The following is a 26,610-nucleotide window of genomic DNA, read 5'->3' on the forward strand; positions in this document are numbered from 1 at the left end:
TCTGAAAATCATATTCAGAACGTTTCAGACGGCCTGTTTCTCAAAGTGAGCAAATATGACCGAAACCCAATCCCTAGAGCTTGCCAAAGAGCTGATTTCCCGCCCGTCCGTTACGCCGGATGACCAAAACTGCCAACAACTGCTGGCCGAACGCCTGCAAAAAATCGGTTTTGCCGTAGAAGAGCTTCATTTCGGCGACACCAAAAACATTTGGTTGCGCCGCGGTACTCAGGCTCCGGTGTTCTGCTTTGCCGGACATACCGACGTTGTGCCGACAGGTCCTGTTGAAAAATGGGATTCGCCTCCGTTTGAACCGACCGAGCGTGAAGACCGTCTGTATGGCCGCGGCGCGGCGGACATGAAAACCAGCATTGCCTGCTTCGTTACCGCCTGTGAGCGTTTCGTTGCCGAATATCCCGATCATCAAGGCAGTATCGCGCTCCTGATTACTTCAGACGAAGAGGGCGATGCGCTGGATGGCACAACCAAAGTTGTCGATGTATTGAAAGCGCGTGGCGAATTGATTGATTACTGTATCGTCGGCGAACCGACTGCCGTGGATAAATTGGGCGATATGTTGAAAAACGGCCGACGCGGCTCGTTGTCGGGCAATCTGACCATCAAAGGCAAGCAAGGCCATATTGCCTATCCGCATTTGGCAATCAATCCCGTGCATACTTTTGCCCCGGCCTTGCTGGAGCTGACGCAGGAAGTCTGGGACGAGGGCAACGAATACTTCCCGCCGACCAGTTTCCAAATTTCCAATATTAACGGCGGCACAGGCGCGACCAATGTGATTCCGGGCGAGCTAAACGTCAAATTCAATTTCCGTTTCTCTACCGAGTCTACTGAAGAAGGGCTGAAACAACGCGTTCATACCATTTTGGATAAACACGGCGTGCAATACGATTTGCAGTGGTCTTGCTCAGGCCAACCTTTCCTGACACAGGCAGGAAAACTGACCGATGTGGCACGCGAAGCCATTGCCGAGATTTGTGGCGTTGAGGCTGAATTGTCCACCACCGGCGGCACTTCGGACGGACGCTTCATCAAAGCCATTGCGAAAGAGCTCATCGAATTAGGCCCGTCTAACGCGACCATCCACCAAATCAACGAAAACGTACGTTTGGAAGATATTCCGAAGTTGTCGGCGGTGTATGAAGGTATGTTGAAACGCCTGTTGAAGTGAAAAGGCCGTACCGTAGGCTTTGAAAAACGATAGGGCGATACGATTCTTTTGCTCTTTCGGTTTTCTCTTAAGTTATCGATAATTGAACAAGGCAAAATATGATTACTCTGCCTTCTTTAAACGAGCTTCCATCAAAGTGGAATGAAATCCGAGAGCAGTTGGAAACTGACTTTCCCGCTACTCTCGAAGCCTTACTGCACGAGCGTCTTACCGAACACGAAGCCAAGCAGTTTGAGCAGGATTTTATTGACTGTATCGGTTGTGCGCCTGAAGAATATGTCCGTATCCGCCGAGCTATCCGACTGTTGGAAACGCGTTATCCTGATAGTCCGAACGAACTGACTGCGGCCGCGGTTGCCACGCCGTTGGGCGAGATGTTGGCGGTGTTCGGCAGCAAGGGTTTGTGTCTGCTGGAATTTGTCGGGCAGAAACATATGGAACAGGAAATCATGGCTGTCCAAAAAGCTTTGAACGGACAGTTTATTTTCCAAGAAAATGAGCAAACGCAACTTTTGCGTCAAGAATTGGATTTATACTTCCAAGGCCGTCTAAAAGTTTTTGCGACGCCTTTGGAAACGATAGGTACAGCCTTTCAGCAGCAGGTGTGGAATGCGCTGCTGACTATTCCTTACGGCGAAACGCGCAGCTACAAGGAGCAGGCGCAACAGTTGGGCAATCCTAAAGCCATTCGCGCCGTTGCCGCTGCAAACGGGCAGAACAAGGTGTCTATCTTGATTCCCTGCCACCGCGTTATCGGTAGCGACGGTAAGCTGACCGGCTACGCAGGCGGTTTGAACCGCAAACAATCGTTGCTTGCCTTGGAGAGAGGCGAGGTTCAGACGGCCTTGTTTTGAGTTTTGATAGAGGATAAGGGGCCATGCTTCGGGCAGGCTTCGCACGTTAAAAAAATTGAGCAGCAGAAGGTCGGTGGAAGCCCGACGAAATCTGCATGGAGAAAAATGTTGGGCAACGCCCACGCTAGAAAAAAGAGAAATAAGACATGAGCCTGAAAAACCGCCATTTTTTAAAACTTTTGGATTTCACGCCGGAAGAAATTACTGCCTATCTCGATCTTGCCGCCGAATTGAAAGCCGCTAAAAAAGCAGGGCGCGAGGTGCAGCGGATGAAGGGGAAAAACATTGCCCTGATTTTCGAGAAAACATCGACCCGCACCCGTTGCGCGTTTGAAGTGGCCGCGCGCGATCAAGGGGCAGGGGTAACTTATCTGGAGCCTTCTGCCAGCCAAATTGGGCATAAGGAAAGTATTAAGGATACGGCGCGGGTTTTGGGGCGGATGTTTGACGGTATCGAATATCGCGGTTTTGGACAGGATGTGGTGGAAGAGCTGGCCAAGTATGCAGGCGTGCCTGTGTTCAATGGTTTGACCAACGAGTTTCACCCGACTCAAATGCTTGCTGATGCGCTGACGATGCGCGAGCATAGCAACAAGCCTTTGAACCAAATTGCGTTTGCCTACGTCGGTGATGCGCGTTACAACATGGCCAATTCGTTGCTGGTGTTGGCTGCGAAACTGGGCATGGACGTGCGTATCGGTGCACCGAAAAGTTTGTGGCCGTCTGAAAACATTATCGAGACAGTGCAGGCTGTTGCCAAAGAGACCGGTGGACGGATTCTGTTGACGGAGAATGTGAAAGAAGCCGTGAAAGGCGTGGATTTTATCCATACCGATGTGTGGGTCAGCATGGGTGAGCCTAAAGAGGCGTGGCAGGAACGTATCGATTTGCTGAAAGATTACCGAGTTACGCCCGAATTAATGGCCGCGGCTGAAAATCCGCAAGTCAAGTTTATGCATTGCCTGCCTGCTTTCCATAATCGTGAAACCAAAGTCGGTGAATGGATTTATGAGACATTCGGCCTGAATGGTGTGGAAGTAACGGAAGAAGTCTTTGAAAGCGAAGCCAGTATTGTGTTTGATCAGGCAGAAAACCGGATGCACACGATTAAAGCGGTGATGGTAGCGGCATTGGGCGATTGAGTTTTGCGCTCAACGCTGCTTACCGCTTCATTTAATAGAGATTAAATAAAGGCCGTCTGAAAGAAAGACTTTCAGACGGCCTTGTTGTTTGATTGGGTTTATTGCCAAATCAGGACTTTGGGTTCGGGCGTCACTTGATAGCCTTCTTGACGCAATAGTTCGATTAAGCCTTTTCCGCTGGGTAAATGGGCAATGCCGACAGCAAAGAGGGTGCTTTGTTTGGCCGATTGCTTGCGGATTTCAGGTAGCCATGCCAAGTTACGGCGGATCAGGAGGTCGTTTTTCAGCCAATCGGACATGGCTTTGGCGTGTTTAGCATCAACACGTTTGAGGGTGCACTGTTCGGTTTCTTCCAAAAGTGGGATGAGTTCTTCAAAGCGGCCTTCTGAATAGGCTTGATGGAGTTTTTTGATATCTTCGGTTTCTTCTTTATTGGTTTTAATGCTGGCTTTCAGAAAGTTGAGCATGGTTTCTTCAGGCTGTGCTTTGAAGATTGCGGAAACTTCGTCCAAGCTTTCTAATGAACTACGCGGTTTGTTGATATTGACTGCTGCGTTGGTCAGCAACATATCTGCACCGGTTTCTGCGCTATATCCTTGGGGAAATGCGCTGCCGGCAAAAACCAATGCTGCCCACGGGTGGAGTTTGTCGGCAATTCTGGTGATGGGTCGGCTTTCTTCATTTTTTGAATAGATTTCTTGTAAAAGACGGAAATCTGTTTTGCCAAGCTTGCGGCTAAGCGGTTCGGTACTCATGACTTCTTTGAAGTATTTTTGATACATTTTTTTCGTTTCCGGACTGCTGTCCGGCAGTGGGTCAATTTCTGTGGTCAGTTGGTTGGTGGATTGCAACAGTTTGACCGCATCGGAAGACAAAGTTTGATTGGTTCGTCCCATGTGGATGGTGCCGAGCAGGTAGGAATCGGGTTGGCCTTCTTTGCTGATTTTCCAAACATTGCTGGTCAGTTTAGGCTGCTGCCAGTTAAGTTCGGCAGGTTTGTTGTCGGGTGAGATCGCGGCGGGTTTGCAGGCGCCCAGGGCGAGGGCAGTCAATGGCACAAGCAGGCAGGCAAGCAGTTTTTTCATGTTTTTCCTTATTGTGGTGTGCGGTAGGCAAGGGCAATTTAGAAATCGAGCAGGTTTTGAACCGGATGTTCGCCCGTTTCGGTTTTTTCCATTTTGCGGTTGCGGATTTTGGCTTTCCTGAGGGATAGAAGGTGCATGACTTGATGCTTTTGGCTGTCGGTCATCTGGAGCCAGTACAAGCGCTCTTCCCGGCTGCGCAGGCAGCCTTTGCAATAGCCTTTGGCATTGGCTTCACAAACGCCGATGCAGGGACTGGGGATGGGGAAAAAATCAGGTTGTTCCATATTTTAAAAGCGTTTGAGACAAGAGACTGGACAAACCAAAATTGCAGACTGCATTCGTATTTGTCTACACACGATCGGTGTATCCAGCAGGGTTCCTAATATCCAATTGAGTTGATCATTTCAATAAGTTTATATCTGCCACCCTAGGCATAAAAAACCTAAGAGAAACCATAAATATATCGCAGAAGAAGTCAGTATCTTCCCTATTTTCAGATTTCTCCAATAAAACCCAAGTAAGAACATTATAAAAATTAAAGGAATTCCAATATAAATATAATATTTAAGCGATCCTAATTCACTGAACACGTTTATAACAGAATAGAGACCGATAAATCCACCTGACCAAAAAACAATTATTGCTGGCCCTAAAAAAATAGCCGTTATTAAATGAGGGAGCAGTATGATTTTTATCCATTCTTTATATTTGTTGTTCATTTTAATCCCAATTACTTCAATGGTATCGTATCGATTCAAATGGGGGAGCAAAGTGTACAGTAACGTCACCAAGAATAATTACGGTATGTTTGGCAGAATCATGTTTTAATACATATTTGGAGTTCCGCTATATTTTGATTTTCAGACGACCTATGTGTAGCCCCAACTATCTGCATTTTATGACTTAATCAGTTTGCGCAAAGACTGATTGTTGTATTTGATATCGGCAATCAGCTGGTCATATTGGTGCATTCTACGGAGCGAGCGGGTAATTAGATAGACCGAGAAAATAATCAAGCTGATGTTCATCAGACTGACCAGTACGAGCAAAGGCCAAACATCAACGGCCTCGTACCATTTCGATGTCGCAATCAGCGCACTGAAAATAGACAAAGGGAGTGCGAAAACGGCAATGCCCGTACGCATGATAGCAAGTGCCGTGCGTTTTTCTGCAAGGAGAAGCTGTACTTGATTGATGCTGAGGATATCGTTTTGCTGTTCGGTAACCATAGGATACGCGCCTATACAAATTAACTTTGAATTCTGATAAAGCGGAAAATATGGTTTTATGTTACCCGAAAGTATTGAAAATAAAAACAAAGGTCGTCTGAAAATTTTTAGACGACCTTTTCCATTCCTGTTTATACGGTTTGCGAGTATTTGGCTTTGGTTTCTTTATGGCGCAAATGGTAGTCGAACACCATGGCGATGTTGCGGATCAGGAAACGGCCCTTCGGTGTCACGGTCAGGCTGTGCGGTTTGAGACGGACCAGGCCGAGGGTTTCAAGTTGCTTCATATCTTCCAGTTCGGCTGCAAAATAGCGGCTAAACGGAATGCCGAACACGCTTTCGTAAATTTGATAATCAAGCGAGAAGCGGCACATTAAATCCTGAATAATGTTGCGGCGCAGGATATCGTCTTGATCAAGCTGGTAGCCGCGCATAATCGGCAGATGTCCGGCATCAAGAGCGGCGTAATAGGCATCGATGTCGCGCTCGTTTTGGGAGTAGGTGCTGCCGATTTTGCCGATAGAGGACACACCGATCGCTACCAAATCGCAGTCGGCATAGGTTGAGTAGCCTTGGAAGTTGCGTTGCAGGAAGCCTTCTTTGAGGGCGATGGAGAGTTCGTCGTCAGGTTTGGCAAAGTGGTCCATGCCAATGAAAACGTAGCCGCGCTCAGTCAGGGTTTGGACGCAATATTGCAGCATATCGAGTTTTTCTTCGCTGCCGGGAACGACATTGGTGTCGATACGGCGTTGCGGTTTGAAGATATGCGGCAGGTGGGCGTAGTGGTAGAGGGCGAGGCGGTCAGGGTCAAGCGACAAGACCGTGTCGATGGTGGTTTTGATGCTTTCGGTGTTTTGGTGCGGCAGGCCGTAAATCAAATCGACACTGACGGATTTGAACCCTGCTTCGCGGGCGGCATCGATGACTTCTTTGGTTTCTTCGTAACTTTGGATACGGTTGACGGCTGCCTGCACTTTAGGATCGAAGTCTTGAATGCCGACACTCATGCGGTTGAAACCGAGTTTGCCCAGTTTGAGGACGGTTTTGCGGCTGACTTTGCGCGGGTCGATTTCGATGGAGTATTCGCCGTTGGGGATGAGCTGGAAGTATTTGCGGATCATTTCGAAGACGCGTTCGAGTTGGTCGTCGCTTAGGAATGTCGGCGTGCCGCCGCCGAAGTGGAGTTGCGCAAGCTGGTGTCGTCCGCCTAAATGCGGTGCCAGCAACTCCATTTCTTTTTCCAGATACTGGATATAGGCATCGGCACGGCTTTTGTCTTTGGTAATGATTTTGTTGCAGCCGCAGTAGTAGCAGATGGTATTGCAGAAGGGGATGTGGATGTAGAGTGAAAGGGGTTTGTTGAGCGCGCCCATGTTACGCAGGTTTAAAGCTTGGATATATTCGGCTTCTTTAAAGCCTTCATGGAAGCGGTCGGCGGTCGGATAGGATGTATAACGTGGACCGCTTGATGGCAAACTGGCAATCAATTCGCGGTCGAATTCCGGTAATTCATTGTTTGTGTTAGTGTTATTTGAGATAGGGATGATTTTCATGGTCGGGGCTTGTAGTATGAAGTAAGGAAATTAGGGAAAATTTTAGTCAAAATTTCGATAGTTTGGTAGAATGCCTCATAATGATATGCCAACTTTGACATGGGTCAATAGTTATTCGGCTTCATCAGGGATTGAGAGAACTAAGCAAATTAAAGGTGCGTTATGGCCACACACAATGCAACACATCAAATGAAAACCTTGTGTTCCACATGTTCTTTACGCGAGCTGTGTTTGCCTGTCGGACTGATGCCTAACGAATTTTCACAATTAGACGCGGTTATCCGTCAAAGCCGCCGTCTGAAAAAAGGTGAATACCTGTTCCGTGCCGGCGAGCCATTTACCTCTTTGTTTGCCATCCGTGCGGGCTTCTTTAAGACAACAGTCGCCAGCCAAGATGGACGAGACCAGGTAACCGGCTTTTTTATGTCGGGCGAGCTGATCGGTATGGATGGGATTTGTTCCCATATTCACAGCTGTGATGCTGTGGCTTTGGAAGACAGCGAGGTATGCGAGCTTCCGTTTACACACATTGAAGAACTCGGTCAGGATATTCCCAGCCTCCGCTCTCACTTTTTCCGCTTAATGAGTCGCGAAATTGTTCGAGATCAGGGCGTTATGCTGCTTTTGGGCAATATGCGCGCTGAAGAGCGATTGGCAGCATTCTTGCTCAACCTGTCTCAGCGTCTCTATTCACGAGGCTTCGCCGCCAATGATTTTATCTTGCGGATGTCGCGTGAGGAAATCGGCAGCTATTTGGGGCTGAAGCTGGAAACAGTCAGCCGCACCTTGTCTAAATTCCATCATGAAGGCTTGATTTCGGTTGAACACAAGCACATCAAAATCTTAGATGCGACAACCTTGAAGAAAATGGTTTCTGGTTGTTCGCACGCTATCTGAATCTTAGGCCGTCTGAAATATTTCAGACGGCCTTTTTAACAAGAATTAAAGAATAATTGTTAAGTTACGCAAGTGATAGTCAGGTATTAAATTGAAAAATCTTCAACAACCGGCGTGTACAGAATGCGGTCGACTACTTCTCTGGTCAGTTTCGGTGCAAACATCTGGATAAAGTCATACGCGTAACCGCGCAGGTAAGTATCCGAGCGTAAGGCTATCCAAGTGGGCGACGGTTCAAATAAGTGTGCCGCATCAATAAGCTGTAAATCTTGATCGACAACGGGATCGTACGCCATTTTGGCCATCAAACCAACGCCCAAGCCTAAGCGGACATACGTCTTCAATACATCTGTATCGGCAGCCGATAAGGCAACATCAGGTTGCTCAATATGCGCTTTATTAAATGTACGCGCAATGCTGCTGCCGGAATTAAAAGCAAATTCGTAAGTAACCAGCGGAAAAGAAGCCAAATCTTCAAGGCTTAAAGGATTGCGGCAGTCCAAAAGAGGGTGGTCATGCGGAACAATCACGGCATGGTTCCATTCGTAGCAGGGCAGCTTGCCTAACTCAGGATGATCATCAATCTGTTCGGTAATAATTGCTAAATCTGCTTCGCCGCTGCTGACCATTTGCGCAATCGCAGAAGGGCTGCCTTGTTTGATGGTCAAATTGACCTTAGGGTAGTTTTTGACAAATTCCGCAACGATTTTGGGCAAGGCATAACGCGCCTGGGTATGCGTTGTCGCGATGGTCAGCGAACCGCTGTCATGATCGGTAAACTCGCTGCCGATATTTTTAATGTTTTGTACATCGCGCAAAATTCGTTCCGAAATTTCTAACACGGCTTTGCCCGGTTGCGAAACGGAAACCACACGCTTGCCGCTGCGGATAAAAATTTGGATACCCAATTCTTCTTCAAGCAGGCGGATTTGTTTGGAAATGCCGGGCTGGGATGTGAAAAGCGCATCGGCGGCTTCAGAGACATTCAGATTGTGCCGGTAAACTTCAAGGGCGTAACGTAATTGTTGCAGTTTCATGGTAGCAGTACCGAATACGTTGTTATTGTGGATTTTGTGCGACAAACGGCATGTAATTTAACATATTTTGCCCAGTTTTGCCCCGAGTTTTGAAAATGGTTGTTTTTAATGAAAATATCTTTTAATGATATGAAAACAGGAAATTCAGGAAAGAAGAGGGAAAGGGGTTTTGTTGTTTTTGTACAACTTTAGGTAGGTGAATTGTCTGATTTTGCCCTAAATTAATGACACAAGATTGATTTTTCGGCATGATTAACTACTAGGAAGCAGGCACTTCATGATTGTTTGAAGGCATCGAGTATTGACAGTTTGCCTTGCGCTTCTTTATAGTGCAACCTGATATATCCGATTTGCCGCTGTTTTGATACTGCGGCCTGTATATTGGTACTTTGCAGCGGTTGCTTTCCTAGTCCGCCGCATAACAATTTGATGAGGGAATAAAATGACCAAACAGCTGAAATTAAGCGCATTGTTCGTTGCCTTGGTTGCCTCTGGCACCGCTATGGCCAGCGAAGCGCACACCAAACACGGTTACACCGTAAGCAGCCAATCTCAAGAAATCGTCCGTAACAACTACGGCGAATGCTGGAAAAACAGCTACTTCGACAAAGCTACCGAAGGCCGTGTTGAATGTGGTGACCGCGAAGCAGTTGCTCCTGTACAACAAGCTCCTGAGTATGTTGATGAAACTGTTTCTCTGTCTACTAAAACTCTGTTCGGCTTCGACAAAGACAACCTGCGTCCTGAAGCTCAAGAAAACTTGGATTCTTTGGCTCAACGCCTGAGCAACGACAGCGTACAAACTGTACGTGTTGAAGGTCACACTGACTTCATGGGTTCTGAAGAATACAACCAAGCTCTGTCTGAGCGTCGTGCCAACGTAGTTGCTAACTACTTGGTAGGCCGTGGCGTTGCTTCTAGCAAAATCTCTGCAGTAGGTCTGGGCGAGTCTCAAGCTCAAATGACTGCTACTTGTGAAGCTGAAGTTGCTAAACTGGGTAAAAAAGTTTCTAAAGCTAAGAAACGTGCTGCCCTTATCGCTTGTATCGAACCTGACCGTCGCGTTGATGTTAAAATCCGCAGCGTTGTTACTCGTCAAGTTGCTCCAGGCCAAACTATCGAAGGTCAAGGTGAATTGCCTGCTACTGATGAAGGTTGGATCCCAGCTCCTTACAATGGCGTTCACGGTTACGCTAAACCTTAATCGGTTTGTGAAAAATGCCCTGCAATATGCAGGGCATTTTTTTATGGTTTATATTTGAAGAGTCAGGGAATTTATGATTCAAAATAAAAGGCCGTCTGAAAGACTTTTTTCAGACGGCCTTTTATTAAGACAGATTAGTTTGGTTTGGGCCATTTCCATACGCAGATGGCTGCCAGTATCGTACAAATCAAAAAGATAATACTGGATAAGCCATGCCAAATGCCGAATGTACCGCCTACTAGAGACAAGAGCCAGTTATCCAGCCCGTACTTGTGTGCCTCGATAACCGGCGTAACCAAAAGATGATTACAGGCTAAGAGTAGCCAAAGCACCAAAACCCACCAAGAGAGGGAGGCAAGTTGCCGTCTGAAAAAGGCATAGGCTGCGCCAAAAATAACTAAGCCACAAAGTGCTGTAATAGCAAATAAAATGCCGGCAATTTCTCCTGCCAGCATTTTGGGCAGGATGCGGAATAGGATAGGGGCAGTAACATAGCCTGCTGTCAGCTGCATACCAAGCCACATGGCGGCAGCGGTTTGGATAATTTTGTATAGTAGATTCATTATGCTTCTCCTGTGAAGATTTTATTTTCTTTGATTATGGTGTTTTTAGGTACAGCAAAAGGCCGTCTGAAAATGTTTTCAGACGGCCTTTTGTTTATTTAAATATATTGCACGGCAATGATGTCATATTCACGCACGCCGCCGGGTGCTTGAACTTCTGCAACGTCGCCTTCTTCTTTGCCGATCAGGGCTCGGGCAATGGGGGAGCCAACGTAGATTTTGTGTTCTTTGATGTCTGCTTCATCTTCACCGACGATTTGGTAGGTAACTTGTTCTTCGGTTTCCAAATCTTCCAGTGTCACAGTTGTGCCGAACACAATTTTGCCTTCTGCATGGATTTCGGCAGGGTTGATGATGTGCGCCATAGAGAGTTTGTGTTCCAACTCGGCAATGCGGCCTTCGATAAAGCCTTGACGCTCTTTGGCGGCTTCGTATTCTGCGTTTTCAGACAAGTCGCCGTGTGAACGTGCTTCGGCGATGGCTTCAATGACTTCTGGGCGTGCTACGCTTTTGAGGTGTTGAAGTTCTTGTTTCAACAATTCTGCACCACGGACGGTCAAAGGGATTTTTTGCATTGAGTTCTCCATGAAAGCATGATGATGCTTTTAAAATTTTATCCGGCCACGCGCGGTAGCCGGATTGGAAATAAAAATACAAGCCGCCAAAGCTTGGCGGCTTGATGAATAAATAAGTAATGCCTGTATTCTACCAAATTCTGCCGAAACCGCAATAATTAAAACGGATTTTCAGTAAAGTGTTGTTTTCTGTCTATTTTGTTTTTCAGACGGCCTGAAAACTAAATATTGAAGTATTTCAAAGCTGCATCGGAAAAACGGTTTCTTAAATGAATGTTTTTGATTAAAATGCCTGATACTAATTCGTAATAATTAGTCTGCTTTGACTATATAAAGAGAATATATGGAAACAAAACCAACTTCCCAAAATGAACAACAGGCTAACCGCCGTTATTTGACTGTTTGGCGATGGCATTTTTATGCCGGACTTTTGGTTGCGCCGTTTTTAACCCTGCTGGCTGTTACAGGGTTGGGAATGCTGCTATTTGCCAATATTACCGGTAAAGAAGGCGAGCGCATACATGTTACGCCTCAGGCAGTGGTTCAGCCTTTGTCGGCTCAGGCTGAAGCTGCCAGACAGTTTGTGAATCCGGAAACTTCCTCTGTGGTGCAGTATATTGCGCCGCGCACAGATGATATGGTTGCCGTATTCCGCGTGAACAATGACGATAAAGCCACTATGGTTGCCGTTGATCCCTATACGGCAAAAGTCGTGAACACGATGCCGCGCGGTCAAGGCTGGTATCACACGATGGATGAAATCCACGGCGATATTATGATTGGGGCGACAGGGGACTACCTGTTGGAAACCGCTGCGTCGCTAACCATCATCATGATTGTGACCGGTATTTATTTGTGGTGGGTAAAACAGCGTAGTCTGAAGGCTGTTTTTTTACCTAAAGCAGGCAAAGGTCGTTCTTGGTGGCGCAACCTGCACGGTGCATTTGGCTCTTGGGTTTCTTTGATTTTATTGCTGTTCTGTCTGTCGGGCGTTGCTTGGGCAGGTATTTGGGGTGGTAAAGTGGTTCAAGCGTGGAGTCAATTTCCTACGGGTAAATGGGGCGTGGAGCCTAATCCTGTATCTTCCGTATCAACCCATGGTGATGTGCTGAACGACGGTAAATCCAAAGAAGTGCCGTGGATTTTGGAGCTGACGCCTATGCCGGTTTCCGGTACGACAATGGGCGAAAACGGCATTAATCCGAGTGAGCCGATGACGTTGGAGACGGTTGACCGCTTTGCGCGCGAAATTGGCTTTAAAGGTCGCTATCAGCTTAATTTGCCTAAGGGTGAGACCGGTGTATGGACGCTGTCGCAAGACTCAATGAGCTACGATATGATTAGTCCGACTGCGGATCGTACGGTACACATTGATCAATACAGTGGCAAAATCCTGGCTGATATTCATTTCGATGATTACAACTGGTTTGGTAAATTCATGGCGGCAAGCATTGCTTTGCATATGGGTACGCTGGGCTGGTGGAGCGTATTGGCAAATGTCTTGTTCTGCCTGGCGATTATCTTTATCTGTGTCAGCGGTTGTGTAATGTGGTGGAAACGCCGCCCTTCGGAAGCGCGAGGTTTAGTTCCTCCTGCACAGAAAATTAAATTTCCGGTATGGTGGGCAATGGCTGTGCCACTTCTGATTTTGGCTGTGATTTTTCCAACGGCCATTGCTGCAATCGCTGTTATTTGGATTTTGGATACACTGTTGTTGTCGCGTATCCCAGCATTGGCAAGATGGTTTAAATAACCGTCTGATGTGATTAAAGGCCGTCTGCATCTTTTGTTTCAGACGGCCTTTGTTATAAAGGTTAAAAGAAGCAGGGGGAGTTATAATTCTGTTTAAGTTTATGCGTGAGATGGGAATTGTGATTGGCTTACAGGATTGTGTAAGAAAGACAAGGCGTTCTTGTATAAAAACAAAAAACCCACTTCATTGAAGTGGGTTTTTGATGAAGGCTTTAACCTTTGCGAGCAGGCAATTTTTCTTTAATGCGAGCTGCTTTACCGGTCAGGCCGCGCAAGTAGTACAGTTTGGCGCGACGTACGTCACCACGGCGTTTAACTTCGATTTTTTCTACGGTAGGAGAGTACAGTTGGAAAGTACGTTCTACACCTTCGCCGCTAGAGATTTTGCGAACGATGAAGTTGCTGTTCAGGCCACGGTTGCGGCGAGCGATAACAACACCTTCGTATGCTTGCAGACGGCTGCGAGAACCCTCAACTACGCGTACAGATACGACAACGGTGTCGCCTGGAGCGAATTCAGGGATTTCTTTGTTCAAGCGAGCGATTTCTTCTTGCTCTAATTGTTGAATCAAGTTCATTTGTTTTTCCTAAGTTATGATTGGATTTCCTGTTGCTCTTGCAAGATTTCTTTTAAGAGGCGGGATTCCTTTGGGATTAAACTGCGCTTTTCCAATAAATCGGGTCGGCGCTCTAAAGTGCGTCGCAGTGATTGTTTCAATCGCCACTCGGCAATCAAGCCATGATTCCCTGAGCGTAAGACATCAGGAACTGTCATGCCTTGGAATTCTACGGGTTTGGTGTAATGAGGACAGTCTAAAAGGCCGTCTGAAAACGAGTCTTGTTCGGCTGACTGTATATCGCCCAATACGCCCGGAACCAATCTTAAGACAGCATCCATCAACATCATGGCGGGTAATTCGCCACCTGAGACGACAAAGTCGCCAATGCTGATTTCTTCGTCCACACTGCTTTGCAATAGTCTTTCATCTATGCCTTCATAGCGTCCGCATAGAAGAATAAGATGGGGCAGTTCGGCAAGATCTGCGGCCTTTTTATGTGTCAGCGACTGACCTTGCGGACTGAGATAAATTACTTTGGCAGGTTTTTGCGAGTTTGCTTTGGCTTCTTCAATTGCTGCTTGAAGCGGCGGCGCCATCATAATCATTCCCGGACCACCTCCGAAGGGGCGATCATCGATATAGCCAAGTTTGTTGTCGGCAAATTTTCGGGGATTAACGGCTTGAAATTGCCAAAGGTTTTGTTTTCTTGCCCTGCCTGTAACACCATATTCGACAATGCTGTCGAACATCTCTGGAAAAATGGTGATGGCTTGAATCAGCATCAGTAATCCAAACCCCAGTCGGCGATAATAGTTTTGCTGTCGGTATCGACAGATTCGATATAGTTGGAGACGAAGGGAATCAGGATTTGTCCGTGTTTGCCTTTAATCATCAAAACATCATTCGCGCCGGTTTCCATCAGGTTACTGACTTTGCCGAGGACAATGTTTTCTTTATTGATGACGGTCATGCCGACTAAATCTGCCCAGTAGTATTCGTCTTCTTCAGTAGGGGCGAATGACTCTCTGGGAATTTCGATGGTATAGCCGCGCAAGGCAAATGCTTGATCGCGATCGTCTATACCTTCAAATTTGACCTGAAGTTCGCCATTGACAATTTTACCTGCCTCAAGCACAACATTCAGGGTTTTGCCATCCTTGCACAACTGCCACTCTGGGTAGTCCAGCAGACTGTCGGTATATTCGGTATTGGCGGCAATTTTAAGCCAGCCTTTAATGCCGAACACACCTTTGATGTAGCCCATGGCTACCCGTGTTTGAGTGTCTGTCATGGTCGTTTCAGCTGATTAAGCAGCGATTTTTTGCTCTTTAATCAGTTTGGCAACTGCGTCGCTAACTTTCGCACCTTGAGCAACCCAGTGGTTGATGCGGTCTGCGTCGAAACGTACACGTTCTTGTTTTTCGTTGGCAACGGGGTTGTAGAAACCTACGCGCTCGATGAAGCGGCCGTCACGACGGTTGCGAGAGTCAGTTACGACTACGTTGAAGAAAGGGCGGTGTTTTGAGCCGCCGCGAGCCAAACGGATAACTACCATTTTGAGTCCTTTTGAAAAATGCGGATATATAGAAACCGCTAATTTTAGGATATTTTACACGGGTTATGCAAGTTTTTATTTGTTTTTGTTGCTGTTTTGCCATTCGTTCAAATCGAGGCTTGCTTGATACAGGCCGCGGTCGGTTTCCGATGGAGTGACGGTAAATCCTGATTTTTCAGCGAGTTTGAGCATCGGTGTGTTTTCTTTGAGGATTTCCGCATTCATGATTTGATAACCTTGCTGTGTGGCAGTTTGGATAATGAGGCTTATCATTTTGCCGGCCAAGCCGGTTTTGCGTGTTTCAGGTGCTAAAGTAATGCCGAACTCGCACTCATTACGATTGATGCGGCTGTAACGGCTAACTGCGACGATACGACCGTCTGAAGCGAAGGCTACCCACGCGCATTCGGCATGGAAATCGAGACGGGTCAGCCGTGCGAGTGTCGGCGGCGGCAACTCGTTGGTATGGGTCATGAAGCGCGTATAGCGGTCGGCCGCGGGTAATTGGCGGACAAATTTTTGTTTGGCTTCGGCATCTTCAGGTTCTAGTGCGCGGATGTGCAGTGTGTTGCCGTCGGGCAGGGTAAAGGTATCGGTTTGGCTCGGATAGGGTGCGAGTACGTTTTGTATCTCGGGAGTTTCGGTTTTAGGGTGCAGTAGTTCGGACGCGGCTTCGCCGGTGTTGCGTAGAAACTCGGCTGCGACCGGATTTTTTTGTTGGAGGTAGGCGGCGGCACTTTGCATTTTAGCGGCGGCCTGTTCTAAGGTTTGGACGGCTTTTTTGGGGATTTTGGTTGTCGGCGTGGCTGGTTTTTCCACAATTTTGGGAATGATGGTGCTGCTGTATTGGCTGCCGTTGTAGTTGAGGATGATGTCGCCGATATGCTGGTTGTTGTGGATAAGCGTGTTTAGGGAATGCAGGAATTGATTGAGAACGGAAGTGTTGTCAAGTTCTGCAAACTGGCTTAAACGCTGGATATCGAGTGTGGTAAAAGGAGGTAATGCGGCTTCGGTTTTGCCGTTGTAATGGGCGGTAAGGATATTGCCGTAAATGGCATGGCGGTTGAATCGGAATTGGACGGCATTGTGTTTTTGGGTTTGGCACGGAGGCAGGTATAGGGCTTCCGCCATCAGTTCGGTTTGGCCGGAAGCAATGGCTTTATCGATACTTTTGCTTTTGGGTGTTTTTAGACGACCTGTTTTGGCTGGCGCAGGGGTATTTTGTACTTGTTGCAAATAGGCTGTTTGATTGCGGAAATAAAGTGTCAGCAAGGCTTCTTCCGGCGTGTTAAACCGAGTCAGGCCGTCTGAAAAACGATAGCTGACGAGAATGGGCTTGCTGGTTTTTTGTGCCAAATTATCCAGAGTTTGATGAATACTGTATGCGTCTGGCGTATCTGGCGAAATAATGCCAAGCAGGGCTTGAGTATGCGGATTTTGTAATTGTTCGAGCGCCAGACGGTGGATGCGTGCAGGCGTAGGGTTGCTGCCGATGCAGCCTTGTCGGACGGATGGTACATCGGTTGGGAGGTCGAGGGTCAATTCGCAGGCATTGGCGGTAGTGCGCAGCCATTCTATCGGCGTATCGGACAATATGGTGGGGTTGGTAATGACGGGAATGCCGGAAAGGTGGGCTTTTAGGGCTGCTTCCAGTTCGGCGTTATTGAATACCGGTTGGAAATTGCAATGGCGGCTGAGGCTGCGCAGGATGGCTTTGTCTGTGTCGTCGGTGTAGTGTGTAGACAATAGGATAAGCGGAGTGTGGCGTGTAAAGTGGCGGATGGCACTGAACAGCTCGCGTTGGTTTTCGGCCGGATTGTAGTGGATCACGGCAACTTTAGTATGGCGGTTGTGGCCGAAGCGGTTGAGCCAGTCGGCCGATGTAGTAGGGCTTAGATCATAGTTGAGGCTGATGTGGCGCGATACGCCTTGATGCAGCGTGTTCAGCAGGTGGTTGATGTTGCGGCTGACGGTGCTGTGGCCGGTGAGTAATGCGATATGGCCGGCCGGATAGTCGGTTTGGGTGCTGATGTTGAGGTTGAGTGAGGGAAGTTGGATGCCTGCGCTGTTGCATACGGTGATGTTCAATTCATCGCCGTGATGTTTTTGAATGGTGGAACGGGCGTTTTTGCAGGATTCGGGCGGTAGGTTTTCCCAATCTTGAATCAGAATAATGTGGTGCAGGTCTTTTTTACGGCAGGCTTTGAACAGCGAGTCGTAATGGTCGGGCGGGATAACGGCAACAACCAAATCGGCTTGTCCCGGGATTTTGCTGAGGCTGGAGTAGGAGGGAATGCCTGCTACACTGCTGTGTCGAAGATTGACGGGGGTGATTTTGCCTTGATATGAGGAACCGAGCAGGTGGCTGAAAATGCGTTCGCCAAGGCTGTGCGGACGTTCGCTGGCGCCGACGAGGATGATGTGTTCAGGCATGAAGAAGTAGCCGGAGCCGGTTTGGACGGTTGCGCTCATGATGGTTCCTTATTTGTGTTTTTGGCCGTCTGAAAAGTTTCAGACGGCCTTATTTTTAGACTTCTTTTTTGTCTCCGGCTTTCTTTTTGGGAAGGATAAAACGCATCCTCAGGCCGTTGGGTTTGACATTTTCAGCAATGATTTTACCGCAGTGCTGTTCCATAATGTGCTGTGTCAATGCAAGCCCTAAACCTGTACCGGGCTTGTGCGCGCTGGAGTCGGCGCGATAAAAGGCAGTGAAGATATGCGGAAGCTGCATTTCATCGACACCCGGACCGTTGTCGGTCACATCGATAATCCAGTGTTTGCCGTCTTGTCCGATATGGGTTTGAATGGTGCTGCCTTCCGGACTGTAATTGATGGCATTACGGATAACGTTGTCAAAGGCGCGGTATAGATAGCCTTCGTTGGCGCTGACCACGGCATTTTCGGGGATTTTTGGGTCAATGCTCAGGGTAACGCTTTGGTTGTTTTGGTGGGCAATGCTTTGGTTGTCCTCAATCAAGTTGGTTAAGAACGGAACGAGTTTGAGGTTTTCTTTTTCCAAAGGAATATTGGAAGTTTCCAAGCGGGATAGGGTCAACAATTCGCCGACCAGAGTATCCATGCGCACCAATTCGCCTTCAAGGCGCTTGAGGTATTGCTCTTGCTTTTGCGGCTGAGATTGAATCAGGCCGACAATCGCCTGCATACGTGCCAGCGGCGAGCGCATTTCATGAGAAACGTGGTGGAGCAAATGACGCTCTTTGGCAACAAGTTTTTCCAGTTTCTCGGCCATTTTGTCGAACTGCACGGCAAGGTGGGACAATTCGTCGTCACGGTCGTCAACTTGCTGGGAAATGCGGGTTTCGAGTTCGCCGTTGGCTACCCTGTCCATACCGCCGCCAAGAATTTTAATGGGCTTGGTAATGTTGTTGGCAAGGATGTATGCCATCAAGAGGCCGACGATGATGATGAAAGACAGAATGATAAATTCGTGCCAAATCGGCGAGAGCGGCAGGCCGGGAATGAAGAGCGGGCTGGGCAGGCGTTGGGCTTGATGGTTGTCCCAGCCTTTAATGAAGAAGAGGTATTCTTCGCCGAAACGGTCGTATTCGATGTGGGCTAAATCGGATTCGGGATTGTTGATGGCAAAGATGCGGGCGCGTTCGATGGACAGGCTGTCGATGTTGCGGCCTAAAATATCTTTTTTATCGTCGCCGGTAATCACATAAACGGCATTGGAAACCGGATTGTTTTTCCATTCCGAAAGAATTTCACGCGCACCGCTGTCTCCGCGCGAGTTAAACGCGGAGATGATGCTGCTCATCAATGTGGTTTCGATGGTGCGGCGTTGGTTGAATTGGTTTTCGGCGAGGGTGTTTTGTACCAGCCAAAATGAAAAACTCGCCACAAAGATTGCGCAGACGATGACTGCGCAAAATGTGGCGAAGATGCGTTGAAACAGTTTCATTGATCTGTTTAATCTTTAGTTTTTAACAAACAGGTAGCCTAAGCCGCGTACAGTTTGAATCAGGGAGGCATCGCCCAATTTGTGGCGGATGCTGGAGATGTGTACGTCGATGCTGCGATCAAATTTAGCCAGTTTGCGGTCGAGTGCCTCGATAGACAGGGTCTCTTTGCTGACGACTTGTCCGGCGTGGCGCATCAAAACTTCGAGCAGGTTGAATTCGGTGCTGGTCAACTCAAGCGGAGTGTCTTTGATGCTGGCTTGGCGTTTGGCAGGGTAGAGGACAACGTCGCTGACAGAAATGCTGTTAGGCGCGTTGTTTTGTTCGTTGCTGTGTTGCGCACGGCGCAGGATGGCGTTGATGCGGGCCAAGAGTTCGCGCGGTGTGCATGGTTTCGGAACATAATCGTCCGCACCCATTTCCAGACCGATAATGCGGTCGATGTCGTCGCCTTTCGCGGTCAGCATAATGATGGGCACGGTGCTTTGGGTACGTACGTTTTTCAGTACGTCCAAACCGTTCATTTTAGGCATCATGGAGTCTAATACGACGACATCGTATTGTCCGGTCAGAATTTCTTGAACGCCGGCTTCGCCGTCGGGAACGCTATGAACGTTGAGGCCTTCGGCAGTCAGGTATTCGGTCAGCAATTCGGTCAAGAGGGCATCGTCATCTACGAGTAATACGCGACTCATGGAATTTCCTTTTCGTGATTGTATGCGCCGTGGCACTAAATAGGCGGTGCGGCGCTTAAAATAGAGTTGTATTCAATCTTAACATGCAATCTGCTTTTGTTGATAGCGTAATTTTCTGTGCTTTTGCGCTTTTTTGCATAGAAACTTGCTGCTCTTTACATTTTCAGACGGCCTGTAAGGACAAACTGACAATTAGGTGTGTTTTGTTCAGGGTTTGTCGCATGATTGGGCGGTTTGGTGTTTCGGTGCGTTGATGAAATCTTTGCAATCGGACAAAAGTTTGGGCAGTAAGGGGGCGAATGTCGGGTGGCTGCGTATTTTGTCGGCGTAGAAATACATCATATAAGGATAATAATATTGCATTGCCTGCATCCATTGCGCACCTTCTTCTTTTTTACCTTGTCGGTAGAGGTAAAGGCCAACTTGGTAGGCGCTGGAGTAGGGGCGGTAGGTCAGGGCTTTGAGTGCGGCCTCTTCTGCCCATGGGTGGATATAGGCATCGGTCGGATCTGCACGTTTGCTCAAGCTCAAATCGGCGTAATAGGCAAGCATGGGGCTTTCTTTGGAAAGTCGTTGCAAGCCGTCGATTTTGTTTTGAACCGTTTGCTGATCATCGGTTTTCCCTACACGGCTATATTGGGTCAGATTTTGATATTCCCAGCTGAGGTTTGCTATGCCGATTAAAATCGATAAAGCAGCTATACCGCTTGCCCATTGTCTGATTCGGGTGGATAAAGGGCCGTCTGAAACATCTTTCGGATAAGAGGGTGTCAACGACAGAATCAGGCTGAATACAGTGAGGAAGTAGATATACCAAAGAGGATATTCAAGCATGCTGTGGCAAAGGCTGACGGCGGCGGCAGTCAGTAAAAACAGCGAGGCCGGCGTTTGATTGCGGCCCAACAGTCGCCACACGGCTGCAAGCAGGGTTAAGGCTGCAAGTAAGGTGCCGGCAATGCCCATTTCGGACAATAACTGCATGACGATATTGTGCGAATGGGTAAACAGTACGCCGAGGATATTGTTGGGGAAGTATTGTTGTTGGGCATTGATCAGGAAGGTTTGTTGGGCAAAACTGTTCCAGCCATGGCCGAACCAAGGTGCGGATTGAAAGGCAATCCATGCCTTGCTCCATTCGATTTGGCGCATGGAACCTTCAAAACCGCTGGTGCCTGCGCGTTCGACAGCGGTTTCGTATTTGACGTTGCCAAACAAGTCCAACAGGCTGCCCATACCGAATTGGAAAGCGGCGGCCAGGATGGCGGTCAGGAGAAAAATGCACAGTGCGCGTTTGTGTTGGAAACGGGTACGCCAAAACCATAACGGTGTAATCAGGAATAGGGCGGCAATGTAGCCTAAGATGGTGCGTGAGTTGACAAGGCCGAGGGTTGCGGTCAAAGCCAATACAAACAGAAAACCTGCTGTATTGGACATTTTGCGTGCCGTCCATAAATAGGATGCCGCCAAAATGCCCCACATTAAATAATGTCCCAAATGGTTTCGTTGGCCGAGTTGGCCGTTTACGGTGCCGTTGCTTCGGGCAATGATGCCGTTCAACCACTCTACGTTGGACCAGCCTTTAAATTGCAGCCAAACGATGGCAGCCTGCATAGTTGCACCTATCAATAAAGACCAAGCGAAGATGCTGACGACGCGCTCCTGTCCGTAAGCTGCTACCCAGCCCCGCACCGACCATGCGCCCAGTGCCAAAATGACAAAGGTCCAGGCAGTAATATCGCTCATGCCGGGGTAGGTCGAATGCATGAGGCGTGCTTGGAGCAACCAAAATGCAGCCATGGCAAACAGGCCGATACTGAGTGTGGGAAGACGGATATTCAGCAGGCCTTTGTGTGCGCTAATCAATGTCAGTACCAATGAGCCGCTCAGTGAAATGGCTTCCAGATAAAAGCTGGGTAGTGGGCCGACTCGGTAGAGTGAAAGAAAAGGGACGGCGCAAATCCAAATAAAGCTGAGCCATAAAGGCCAAAAGGTTTTCACTGAAGATTCGGTCAGGCCGTCTGAAAGTGTGTGGTAGGTCATTTTGATGTGTGTTTTTGTTGTTTGATAAATGCAAGGCAGCCGAGGAAAAAGGCAATGCACAATAATACGGAAACGGCGGCGCAAATCCGGCTGGCGACGGCTGTGTCAGCCAGGCGCATACAGGCTTCGGCAAAGTAAATCAGAATTAGCATGGAGCTGTATTGGTAAGTGTAGATGCGTTTTTTCAAAATACCGGTCAACGGCAAGCACAAAGGCAGGGCTTTCAGTGCCAACCATGAGCCGCCTTCGCGCAATGGAGCGATCCACAATTCCCACGACAAGGAAAGCAGAATCAGCAGGATAAGGCTTATGGACGTTGCAAGATAAGGTAATGGGGAGCGTGTATTATTCACAAGATTGAGGGCGTAAGCCGTACTGGAAAACTTAAAATTATACCGCTAAAAAGGCGGGGTAAGCCAAGAATATTGCTTAAAGATGCTCAAGAAAGGATTTATTGTTTTTTCTTCAAATTAATGAAACTTTATCTTGTTTTATAGTCTTATTAATATATATATCTAATAAAGATTGTGCTACTATTATAAATACTTTATCTCAGGAGGATAGAAAACCATGAATCGCGTTGCTGAAGTTATCCGTGATGATATTAAAGTAATGACAGCCTATCAGGTTGCTGATTTGCCGGAAGGTTTTATTAAGTTGGACGCTATGGAGTGTCCGCATCATCCTTTCGCCGGATATGAATCTTTGTTGTCAGAATGGGCGGACTTGGCAAAGCAGGCACCGATTCATTTGTATCCCCATACTGCCAAGAGCGGGATTTATGAAGAATTGAGGGAAATTTTCGGTATTCCCGATAAAGCGGAAATCGCATTGGGCAACGGCTCAGACGAGCTTATCCAGTTTTTGACTATGCTGGTTGCCAAACCAAATGCGCGTGTATTGGGTATTGAGCCAAGTTTCGTTATGTATCGTCATAATGCCGCGCTTTATGGTATGGAATATGTCGGTATTCCCTTAAATCCGGATTTTTCTTTAAATCTTCCTGCCGTTTTGTCTGCGATTGAGCAACATCAGCCGTCATTAATTTTTATTGCCTATCCCAATAATCCTACCGGCGTGTGCTTTAAACGAGAAGAAGTAGAGGCGGTCATTCGTGCGGCAACCGGCATTGTGGTTGTCGATGAGGCATATGGCGCGTTTCATCATGACAGTTTCCTTCCGTGGGCGGGCGAAGTCGAAAACCTGGTCGTAATGCGCACCATCAGTAAAATCGGCTTTGCAGGCTTGCGGATGGGATATGCGGCGGCAAGTCCAAGCATTATGGGTGAACTGGCCAAAATCCTTCCGCCTTACAATATGAATCAATTAAGCTTGGCGGCGGCAAAATTCTCATTGAAACATCATCAAATCATTCAGCAAAACATTGATATATTAAAAAACGAGCGTTCGCGCGTGATGAATGAATTGTTGAAATTAAACCGTTTGGAAGTTTTTCCGAGCGAAGCCAACTTTATTACCGTTCGCGTTCCTGATGCGGACGGGCTGTTTGAAACATTGAAGCAATACCGCATACTGATTAAAAAACTGCATGGCAGCCATCCGCTTTTGGATCAGTGTGTCCGCATAACCATAGGCTCGGCAGCGCAAAATGATGCTGTCTTGGCCGTTATTAGAAACCTTTACCCCAATCTTTGATTCCAAGGAAACTACCATTATGAACAAAGCTCAACTGCATTTGACCAATTTTCTGTTACTGGTTGAAGAAGCCGGTTCATTGACCAAGCTTGCACGCGCGTGCGGTTATGAAAACTCCGCCTCTTTGTCTCAGCTCAAACGCCGTTTGGAACAACAAGCAGGCGATGAGTCTGCACGCGGCATTCGTCCGAGCCTGGCTGCGAAGTTGGAATCCGGCATGCACAAACGCAAAGGCTGGCTGAACCGTGATCACAGCAAAGACCAAGAAAAAGCAGCAGCGGTTGAAGTGGCGCGTTTGGAAAAACAAACTGTCGAAGCAGTCGAAGCTGGTGTTTCAACCGAAGACCGTTTTGTTACCGTTACCCGCAATACCTGCGAAACCCAAATCACCGTCAGCCTCAACCTTGACGGTACCGGTAAATACCGCTTGGATACCGGCGTTCCTTTCCTTGAACACATGCTTGCCCAAGTGGCGCGCCATGGTTTGATTGACTTGGATATTACCTGTAAAGGCGATTTGCACATTGACGACCATCACACGGTTGAAGACATCGGTATCGTGGTGGGTCAGGCCTTGAAACAGGCGCTTGGCAATAAAGCCGGCATTACCCGTTACGGTCATGCCTATGTTCCGCTGGATGAAGCGTTGAGCCGCGTGGTCATCGATCTTTCCGGCCGTCCTGGTTTGGTGTATAACATCGACTTTACCCGCGCCCTGATTGGCCGTTTTGATGTTGATTTGTTTGAAGAATTTTTCCACGGCCTTGTGAATCACAGTATGATGACCTTGCACATCGATAATTTGAGCGGCCGTAATGCACATCATCAAGCCGAGACCGTTTTTAAAGCCTTCGGCCGCGCCTTGCGCATGGCGGTCGAATACGATCCGCGCATGATGGGTCAAACACCTTCTACCAAAGGCACGCTGAGTGAAGAATCTGTTCAAGAAGAAGCGGAAGCCGCGTCTGAAGAATAAGGCATCGTGTGAATGAATAAAGGCCGTCTGAAACCGATTGGGATTTCAGACGGCCTTTTATTATTTGTCTTGTATAGTGGCAATATTTTGTTTTAAACCATCTTTTGCTACAATCATTCTTATTATTATATTAATCATTAAATGTTTTCAGACGGCCTGAGGAGAAACAATGAAAGTAGCGATTGTCGATTATGGAATGGGAAACCTGCACTCAGTATTGAAATCTGTTCAGGCGGCGCAGGCCTTGTCCAATCAAAATGCTGAAATTTATCTGACTTCGCGGCCTGAAGAGGTGATGGCGGCGGATAAGGTTATCTTTCCGGGGCAGGGCGCCATGCCGGATTGTATGTCGGCGCTGAAGGCAAGCGGTTTGGGCGAGGCGGTTTCAGACGGCCTGAAAAACAAGCCGTTTTTTGGAATTTGCGTAGGTGCGCAATTATTGTTCGAACACAGCGAAGAAGGCGATACAGATGGTTTGGGTTGGTTTGAAGGACAAGTAAAACGGTTTTTGCCCAATCAAACCGATGCACAGGGAGGCCGTCTGAAAGTGCCGCATATGGGTTGGAATACAGTGCGCCAAACCCGTCCGCATCCTTTATTTCAAGACATTGGGCAGAACGAGTATTTCTATTTTGTCCATAGCTATTATTTTGCACCGAAAAATGAAGAGATTATTTTAGGTGTCAGTGAATATCCGAATGAATTTGCCTGCATTGTCGGTAAGGACAATGTATTTGCCACACAATTCCACACGGAAAAAAGCCATCAGGCAGGATTGCTGCTGCTGCGTAATTTTTTAAATTGGCAGATTTGAGGCTTTAACATAAATCTGCTAAAAATCGCTAATTTGTGTAAAATATACTGAAATTGAATAGAGGAGAAGAAAATGCTGTTGGTACCTGCCATTGATTTGAAAGAAGGACGCTGTGTTCGCTTAAAACAAGGTTTGATGGAGCAGGCGACGGTGTTTTCCGACTCGCCGGCAGAGATGGCGTTGCATTGGCGCAATCAAGGCGCACGCCGTTTGCATTTGGTTGATTTGAACGGCGCATTCGCAGGCGTTCCTCAAAATTTTCCGGCGATTAAAGAAATTTTGGCCGCCGTGGTTAAAGATATTCCGGTACAGCTTGGCGGCGGTATCCGTGATTTGGGCACCATCGAAAAGTATTTGGATTTGGGTCTGACCGATGTGATTATCGGTACGGCCGCGGTAAAAAATCCTGAATTTGTGCGCGAAGCATGTAAGGCCTTTCCGGGTCAGATTATCGTCGGCTTGGATGCCAAAGACGGTATGGTGGCGATAGACGGTTGGGCAACGGTAACGGAACACCATGTCGTCGATTTGGCCAAGCGTTTTGAAGACGATGGCGTCAACAGCATTATTTATACCGATATCGGTCGCGACGGTATGATGAGCGGCGTGAATATCGAAGCCACCGTCAAATTGGCTCAATCAGTGAATATCCCGATTATCGCTTCCGGCGGCTTGACGAATTTGGACGATATCCACGCATTGTGTGCCGTCGAAAAAGAGGGTGTGAGCGGTGCGATTACCGGCCGCGCAATTTATGAGGGAAGTATTGATTTCGCACAGGCACAAAAAATGGCCGATTCTTTGGCTTGACCTAAGTGCGTTTAATTATGCAGATTGGGGCTTTGCAAGGTGTAACAGCGCAGGAGTTGGCGTATAGCTGAAAATGCCTTCAAAAGCGGCATTTTGCAAAGTCCTTAGACTTAAAATCTGTCTGAAATAATTATAAAAAAACAACTCACTCAATATCTTATTTTATTAAGGGATTGGTATGCTTGAAGCGTTTGTTTTGGGTTTTTGGATTATCTGGTCATCCGACCGCGAAGTGTATCCGCTAAGCGAAAGTTTGTGGTTTACACTGATTGCAGTGATATTGCGGCAGCTGACGGCGTTTGATTTGCCGATTATCGATACCTATTGGATGATTTTCAACGGGATAATCTGGGCATTTGCCGGTTTAATTTTTTCCATTGTCGGCCGCATTGACAGCAATTTCATTATTTCCTGTGTTTTGGCGATGATAGCCGGCATTGGTTATTTTCAGCTGTTGCAACATTTGCCGGATTGGTTGAGCAAATTTTTGGCCTGACGGTT

General features: G+C 47.6%; 27 protein-coding genes. 11 read left to right on the top strand and 16 right to left on the bottom strand.

Features of this window, described 5'->3' with window-relative positions:
* Nucleotides 1-55 precede the first annotated feature (55 nt).
* The 3 genes from dapE to argF all read left to right on the top strand — a co-directional run bounded on the left by dapE (nt 56) and on the right by argF (nt 3,185).
* A complete protein-coding gene (gene dapE, locus ACTHUR_RS06975) occupies nt 56-1,189 on the top strand; it encodes a succinyl-diaminopimelate desuccinylase (protein WP_004519622.1) in 1,134 nt (377 codons plus the stop codon).
* 98 nt (nt 1,190-1,287) lie between these two features.
* Nucleotides 1,288-2,043, top strand: a complete 756-nt coding sequence (locus ACTHUR_RS06980; RefSeq protein ID WP_004519623.1) for a methylated-DNA--[protein]-cysteine S-methyltransferase — start codon at nt 1,288-1,290, stop codon at nt 2,041-2,043.
* Nucleotides 2,044-2,189: 146 nt separating this feature from the next.
* Entirely contained in the window at nt 2,190-3,185 is a 996-nt protein-coding gene (gene argF / locus ACTHUR_RS06985) for an ornithine carbamoyltransferase (protein ID WP_004519625.1), read from the top strand.
* Between the two features lie 98 nt (nt 3,186-3,283).
* Here the strand turns inward: argF and ACTHUR_RS06990 are convergent, their stop codons facing one another.
* The 4 genes from ACTHUR_RS06990 to hemN form a co-directional block, all read right to left on the bottom strand.
* Entirely contained in the window at nt 3,284-4,270 is a 987-nt protein-coding gene (locus tag ACTHUR_RS06990; RefSeq protein WP_004519626.1) for a TraB/GumN family protein, read from the bottom strand.
* A 38-nt stretch (nt 4,271-4,308) separates the two neighbouring features.
* On the bottom strand, nt 4,309-4,554 hold the full coding sequence (locus ACTHUR_RS06995; protein ID WP_004519627.1) for a DUF1289 domain-containing protein: 246 nt from the start codon (nt 4,552-4,554) through the stop codon (nt 4,309-4,311).
* Nucleotides 4,555-5,166: 612 nt separating this feature from the next.
* Entirely contained in the window at nt 5,167-5,499 is a 333-nt protein-coding gene (locus tag ACTHUR_RS07000; protein ID WP_004519629.1) for a hypothetical protein, read from the bottom strand.
* Between the two features lie 131 nt (nt 5,500-5,630).
* Entirely contained in the window at nt 5,631-7,052 is a 1,422-nt protein-coding gene (hemN, locus tag ACTHUR_RS07005) for an oxygen-independent coproporphyrinogen III oxidase (RefSeq protein ID WP_004519630.1), read from the bottom strand.
* Nucleotides 7,053-7,214: 162 nt separating this feature from the next.
* Between hemN and fnr the strand changes: the two genes are divergently transcribed.
* The gene (gene fnr / locus ACTHUR_RS07010) at nt 7,215-7,949 is read left to right on the top strand and encodes a fumarate/nitrate reduction transcriptional regulator Fnr (protein WP_039862092.1); all 735 of its coding nucleotides are present in this window, start codon (nt 7,215-7,217) and stop codon (nt 7,947-7,949) included.
* 86 nt (nt 7,950-8,035) lie between these two features.
* Here the strand turns inward: fnr and ACTHUR_RS07015 are convergent, their stop codons facing one another.
* The gene (locus ACTHUR_RS07015) at nt 8,036-8,986 is read right to left on the bottom strand and encodes a CysB family HTH-type transcriptional regulator (RefSeq protein ID WP_049336754.1); all 951 of its coding nucleotides are present in this window, start codon (nt 8,984-8,986) and stop codon (nt 8,036-8,038) included.
* Between the two features lie 442 nt (nt 8,987-9,428).
* On the opposite strand from ACTHUR_RS07015, the gene ACTHUR_RS07020 reads away from it, so the two are divergent.
* A complete protein-coding gene (locus tag ACTHUR_RS07020) occupies nt 9,429-10,190 on the top strand; it encodes an OmpA family protein (RefSeq protein ID WP_049336752.1) in 762 nt (253 codons plus the stop codon).
* 134 nt (nt 10,191-10,324) lie between these two features.
* Here the strand turns inward: ACTHUR_RS07020 and ACTHUR_RS07025 are convergent, their stop codons facing one another.
* Both ACTHUR_RS07025 and greA read right to left on the bottom strand, forming a co-directional pair.
* Entirely contained in the window at nt 10,325-10,753 is a 429-nt protein-coding gene (locus ACTHUR_RS07025) for a DUF4149 domain-containing protein (protein ID WP_440361195.1), read from the bottom strand.
* A 98-nt stretch (nt 10,754-10,851) separates the two neighbouring features.
* Entirely contained in the window at nt 10,852-11,328 is a 477-nt protein-coding gene (greA, locus tag ACTHUR_RS07030; RefSeq protein ID WP_039862094.1) for a transcription elongation factor GreA, read from the bottom strand.
* Between the two features lie 343 nt (nt 11,329-11,671).
* On the opposite strand from greA, the gene ACTHUR_RS07035 reads away from it, so the two are divergent.
* On the top strand, nt 11,672-13,081 hold the full coding sequence (locus ACTHUR_RS07035) for a PepSY-associated TM helix domain-containing protein (protein ID WP_049336743.1): 1,410 nt from the start codon (nt 11,672-11,674) through the stop codon (nt 13,079-13,081).
* 211 nt (nt 13,082-13,292) lie between these two features.
* Here ACTHUR_RS07035 and rplS read toward each other — a convergent pair whose 3' ends face one another.
* From rplS to ACTHUR_RS07080, 9 genes are all read right to left on the bottom strand, one after another.
* Nucleotides 13,293-13,658 (bottom strand): 50S ribosomal protein L19, encoded by a 366-nt coding sequence (rplS, locus tag ACTHUR_RS07040; RefSeq protein ID WP_003679470.1) that lies wholly within the window; start codon nt 13,656-13,658, stop codon nt 13,293-13,295.
* A gap of 14 nt (nt 13,659-13,672) precedes the next feature.
* On the bottom strand, nt 13,673-14,422 hold the full coding sequence (trmD, locus tag ACTHUR_RS07045) for a tRNA (guanosine(37)-N1)-methyltransferase TrmD (protein ID WP_004519639.1): 750 nt from the start codon (nt 14,420-14,422) through the stop codon (nt 13,673-13,675).
* Nucleotides 14,422-14,931: a ribosome maturation factor RimM gene (gene rimM, locus ACTHUR_RS07050; RefSeq protein WP_004519640.1), complete on the bottom strand. Its 510-nt coding sequence runs from the start codon at nt 14,929-14,931 to the stop codon at nt 14,422-14,424. Before rimM ends, trmD begins: the two co-directional genes overlap by 1 nt.
* A gap of 15 nt (nt 14,932-14,946) precedes the next feature.
* On the bottom strand, nt 14,947-15,195 hold the full coding sequence (gene rpsP / locus ACTHUR_RS07055) for a 30S ribosomal protein S16 (RefSeq protein WP_003684452.1): 249 nt from the start codon (nt 15,193-15,195) through the stop codon (nt 14,947-14,949).
* 75 nt (nt 15,196-15,270) lie between these two features.
* Nucleotides 15,271-17,667 carry a bifunctional acetate--CoA ligase family protein/GNAT family N-acetyltransferase gene (locus ACTHUR_RS07060; RefSeq protein ID WP_004519641.1) on the bottom strand — a complete coding sequence of 799 codons (2,397 nt, stop codon included), beginning with the start codon at nt 17,665-17,667 and terminating at the stop codon, nt 15,271-15,273.
* A 55-nt stretch (nt 17,668-17,722) separates the two neighbouring features.
* Nucleotides 17,723-19,120 (bottom strand): HAMP domain-containing sensor histidine kinase, encoded by a 1,398-nt coding sequence (locus ACTHUR_RS07065; protein WP_004519642.1) that lies wholly within the window; start codon nt 19,118-19,120, stop codon nt 17,723-17,725.
* A gap of 15 nt (nt 19,121-19,135) precedes the next feature.
* Complete coding sequence (gene misR / locus ACTHUR_RS07070; protein WP_003748666.1) at nt 19,136-19,813, bottom strand: two-component system response regulator MisR; 678 nt, start codon at nt 19,811-19,813, stop codon at nt 19,136-19,138.
* Nucleotides 19,814-20,020: 207 nt separating this feature from the next.
* Complete coding sequence (locus tag ACTHUR_RS07075; RefSeq protein WP_049344880.1) at nt 20,021-21,853, bottom strand: PglL family O-oligosaccharyltransferase; 1,833 nt, start codon at nt 21,851-21,853, stop codon at nt 20,021-20,023.
* Complete coding sequence (locus tag ACTHUR_RS07080) at nt 21,850-22,206, bottom strand: DUF2069 domain-containing protein (protein WP_049336736.1); 357 nt, start codon at nt 22,204-22,206, stop codon at nt 21,850-21,852. The genes ACTHUR_RS07075 and ACTHUR_RS07080 overlap by 4 nt, the downstream gene beginning before the upstream one ends.
* A gap of 217 nt (nt 22,207-22,423) precedes the next feature.
* Here ACTHUR_RS07080 and hisC point away from each other — a divergent pair, with 217 nt between their 5' ends.
* The 5 genes from hisC to ACTHUR_RS07105 all read left to right on the top strand — a co-directional run bounded on the left by hisC (nt 22,424) and on the right by ACTHUR_RS07105 (nt 26,605).
* Complete coding sequence (gene hisC / locus ACTHUR_RS07085; protein ID WP_049336735.1) at nt 22,424-23,509, top strand: histidinol-phosphate transaminase; 1,086 nt, start codon at nt 22,424-22,426, stop codon at nt 23,507-23,509.
* A gap of 19 nt (nt 23,510-23,528) precedes the next feature.
* Nucleotides 23,529-24,485, top strand: coding sequence for an imidazoleglycerol-phosphate dehydratase HisB (hisB, locus tag ACTHUR_RS07090; protein WP_070587450.1), 957 nt, complete (start codon nt 23,529-23,531; stop codon nt 24,483-24,485).
* A gap of 169 nt (nt 24,486-24,654) precedes the next feature.
* A complete protein-coding gene (gene hisH, locus ACTHUR_RS07095) occupies nt 24,655-25,299 on the top strand; it encodes an imidazole glycerol phosphate synthase subunit HisH (protein ID WP_049336732.1) in 645 nt (214 codons plus the stop codon).
* Nucleotides 25,300-25,371: 72 nt separating this feature from the next.
* Entirely contained in the window at nt 25,372-26,109 is a 738-nt protein-coding gene (gene hisA, locus ACTHUR_RS07100) for a 1-(5-phosphoribosyl)-5-[(5-phosphoribosylamino)methylideneamino]imidazole-4-carboxamide isomerase (protein WP_049336731.1), read from the top strand.
* Nucleotides 26,110-26,287: 178 nt separating this feature from the next.
* Nucleotides 26,288-26,605, top strand: a complete 318-nt coding sequence (locus tag ACTHUR_RS07105) for a hypothetical protein (RefSeq protein WP_004519651.1) — start codon at nt 26,288-26,290, stop codon at nt 26,603-26,605.
* Nucleotides 26,606-26,610: the final 5 nt, after the last annotated feature.

The organism is Neisseria sp. P0021.S007, from assembly GCF_051956855.1.

What these genes read in the sequence shown, in the direction of transcription:
- dapE (WP_004519622.1), top strand. Translation starts at nt 56, where the DNA reads ATGACCGAAACCCAATCCCTAGAGCTTGCCAAAGAGCTGATTTCCCGC.
- ACTHUR_RS06980 (WP_004519623.1), top strand. Translation starts at nt 1,288, where the DNA reads ATGATTACTCTGCCTTCTTTAAACGAGCTTCCATCAAAGTGGAATGAA.
- argF (WP_004519625.1), top strand. Translation starts at nt 2,190, where the DNA reads ATGAGCCTGAAAAACCGCCATTTTTTAAAACTTTTGGATTTCACGCCG.
- ACTHUR_RS06990 (WP_004519626.1), bottom strand. Translation starts at nt 4,270, where the DNA reads ATGAAAAAACTGCTTGCCTGCCTGCTTGTGCCATTGACTGCCCTCGCC.
- ACTHUR_RS06995 (WP_004519627.1), bottom strand. Translation starts at nt 4,554, where the DNA reads ATGGAACAACCTGATTTTTTCCCCATCCCCAGTCCCTGCATCGGCGTT.
- ACTHUR_RS07000 (WP_004519629.1), bottom strand. Translation starts at nt 5,499, where the DNA reads ATGGTTACCGAACAGCAAAACGATATCCTCAGCATCAATCAAGTACAG.
- hemN (WP_004519630.1), bottom strand. Translation starts at nt 7,052, where the DNA reads ATGAAAATCATCCCTATCTCAAATAACACTAACACAAACAATGAATTA.
- fnr (WP_039862092.1), top strand. Translation starts at nt 7,215, where the DNA reads ATGGCCACACACAATGCAACACATCAAATGAAAACCTTGTGTTCCACA.
- ACTHUR_RS07015 (WP_049336754.1), bottom strand. Translation starts at nt 8,986, where the DNA reads ATGAAACTGCAACAATTACGTTACGCCCTTGAAGTTTACCGGCACAAT.
- ACTHUR_RS07020 (WP_049336752.1), top strand. Translation starts at nt 9,429, where the DNA reads ATGACCAAACAGCTGAAATTAAGCGCATTGTTCGTTGCCTTGGTTGCC.
- ACTHUR_RS07025 (WP_440361195.1), bottom strand. Translation starts at nt 10,753, where the DNA reads ATGAATCTACTATACAAAATTATCCAAACCGCTGCCGCCATGTGGCTT.
- greA (WP_039862094.1), bottom strand. Translation starts at nt 11,328, where the DNA reads ATGCAAAAAATCCCTTTGACCGTCCGTGGTGCAGAATTGTTGAAACAA.
- ACTHUR_RS07035 (WP_049336743.1), top strand. Translation starts at nt 11,672, where the DNA reads ATGGAAACAAAACCAACTTCCCAAAATGAACAACAGGCTAACCGCCGT.
- rplS (WP_003679470.1), bottom strand. Translation starts at nt 13,658, where the DNA reads ATGAACTTGATTCAACAATTAGAGCAAGAAGAAATCGCTCGCTTGAAC.
- trmD (WP_004519639.1), bottom strand. Translation starts at nt 14,422, where the DNA reads ATGCTGATTCAAGCCATCACCATTTTTCCAGAGATGTTCGACAGCATT.
- rimM (WP_004519640.1), bottom strand. Translation starts at nt 14,931, where the DNA reads ATGACAGACACTCAAACACGGGTAGCCATGGGCTACATCAAAGGTGTG.
- rpsP (WP_003684452.1), bottom strand. Translation starts at nt 15,195, where the DNA reads ATGGTAGTTATCCGTTTGGCTCGCGGCGGCTCAAAACACCGCCCTTTC.
- ACTHUR_RS07060 (WP_004519641.1), bottom strand. Translation starts at nt 17,667, where the DNA reads ATGAGCGCAACCGTCCAAACCGGCTCCGGCTACTTCTTCATGCCTGAA.
- ACTHUR_RS07065 (WP_004519642.1), bottom strand. Translation starts at nt 19,120, where the DNA reads ATGAAACTGTTTCAACGCATCTTCGCCACATTTTGCGCAGTCATCGTC.
- misR (WP_003748666.1), bottom strand. Translation starts at nt 19,813, where the DNA reads ATGAGTCGCGTATTACTCGTAGATGACGATGCCCTCTTGACCGAATTG.
- ACTHUR_RS07075 (WP_049344880.1), bottom strand. Translation starts at nt 21,853, where the DNA reads ATGACCTACCACACACTTTCAGACGGCCTGACCGAATCTTCAGTGAAA.
- hisC (WP_049336735.1), top strand. Translation starts at nt 22,424, where the DNA reads ATGAATCGCGTTGCTGAAGTTATCCGTGATGATATTAAAGTAATGACA.
- hisB (WP_070587450.1), top strand. Translation starts at nt 23,529, where the DNA reads ATGAACAAAGCTCAACTGCATTTGACCAATTTTCTGTTACTGGTTGAA.
- hisH (WP_049336732.1), top strand. Translation starts at nt 24,655, where the DNA reads ATGAAAGTAGCGATTGTCGATTATGGAATGGGAAACCTGCACTCAGTA.
- hisA (WP_049336731.1), top strand. Translation starts at nt 25,372, where the DNA reads ATGCTGTTGGTACCTGCCATTGATTTGAAAGAAGGACGCTGTGTTCGC.
- ACTHUR_RS07105 (WP_004519651.1), top strand. Translation starts at nt 26,288, where the DNA reads ATGCTTGAAGCGTTTGTTTTGGGTTTTTGGATTATCTGGTCATCCGAC.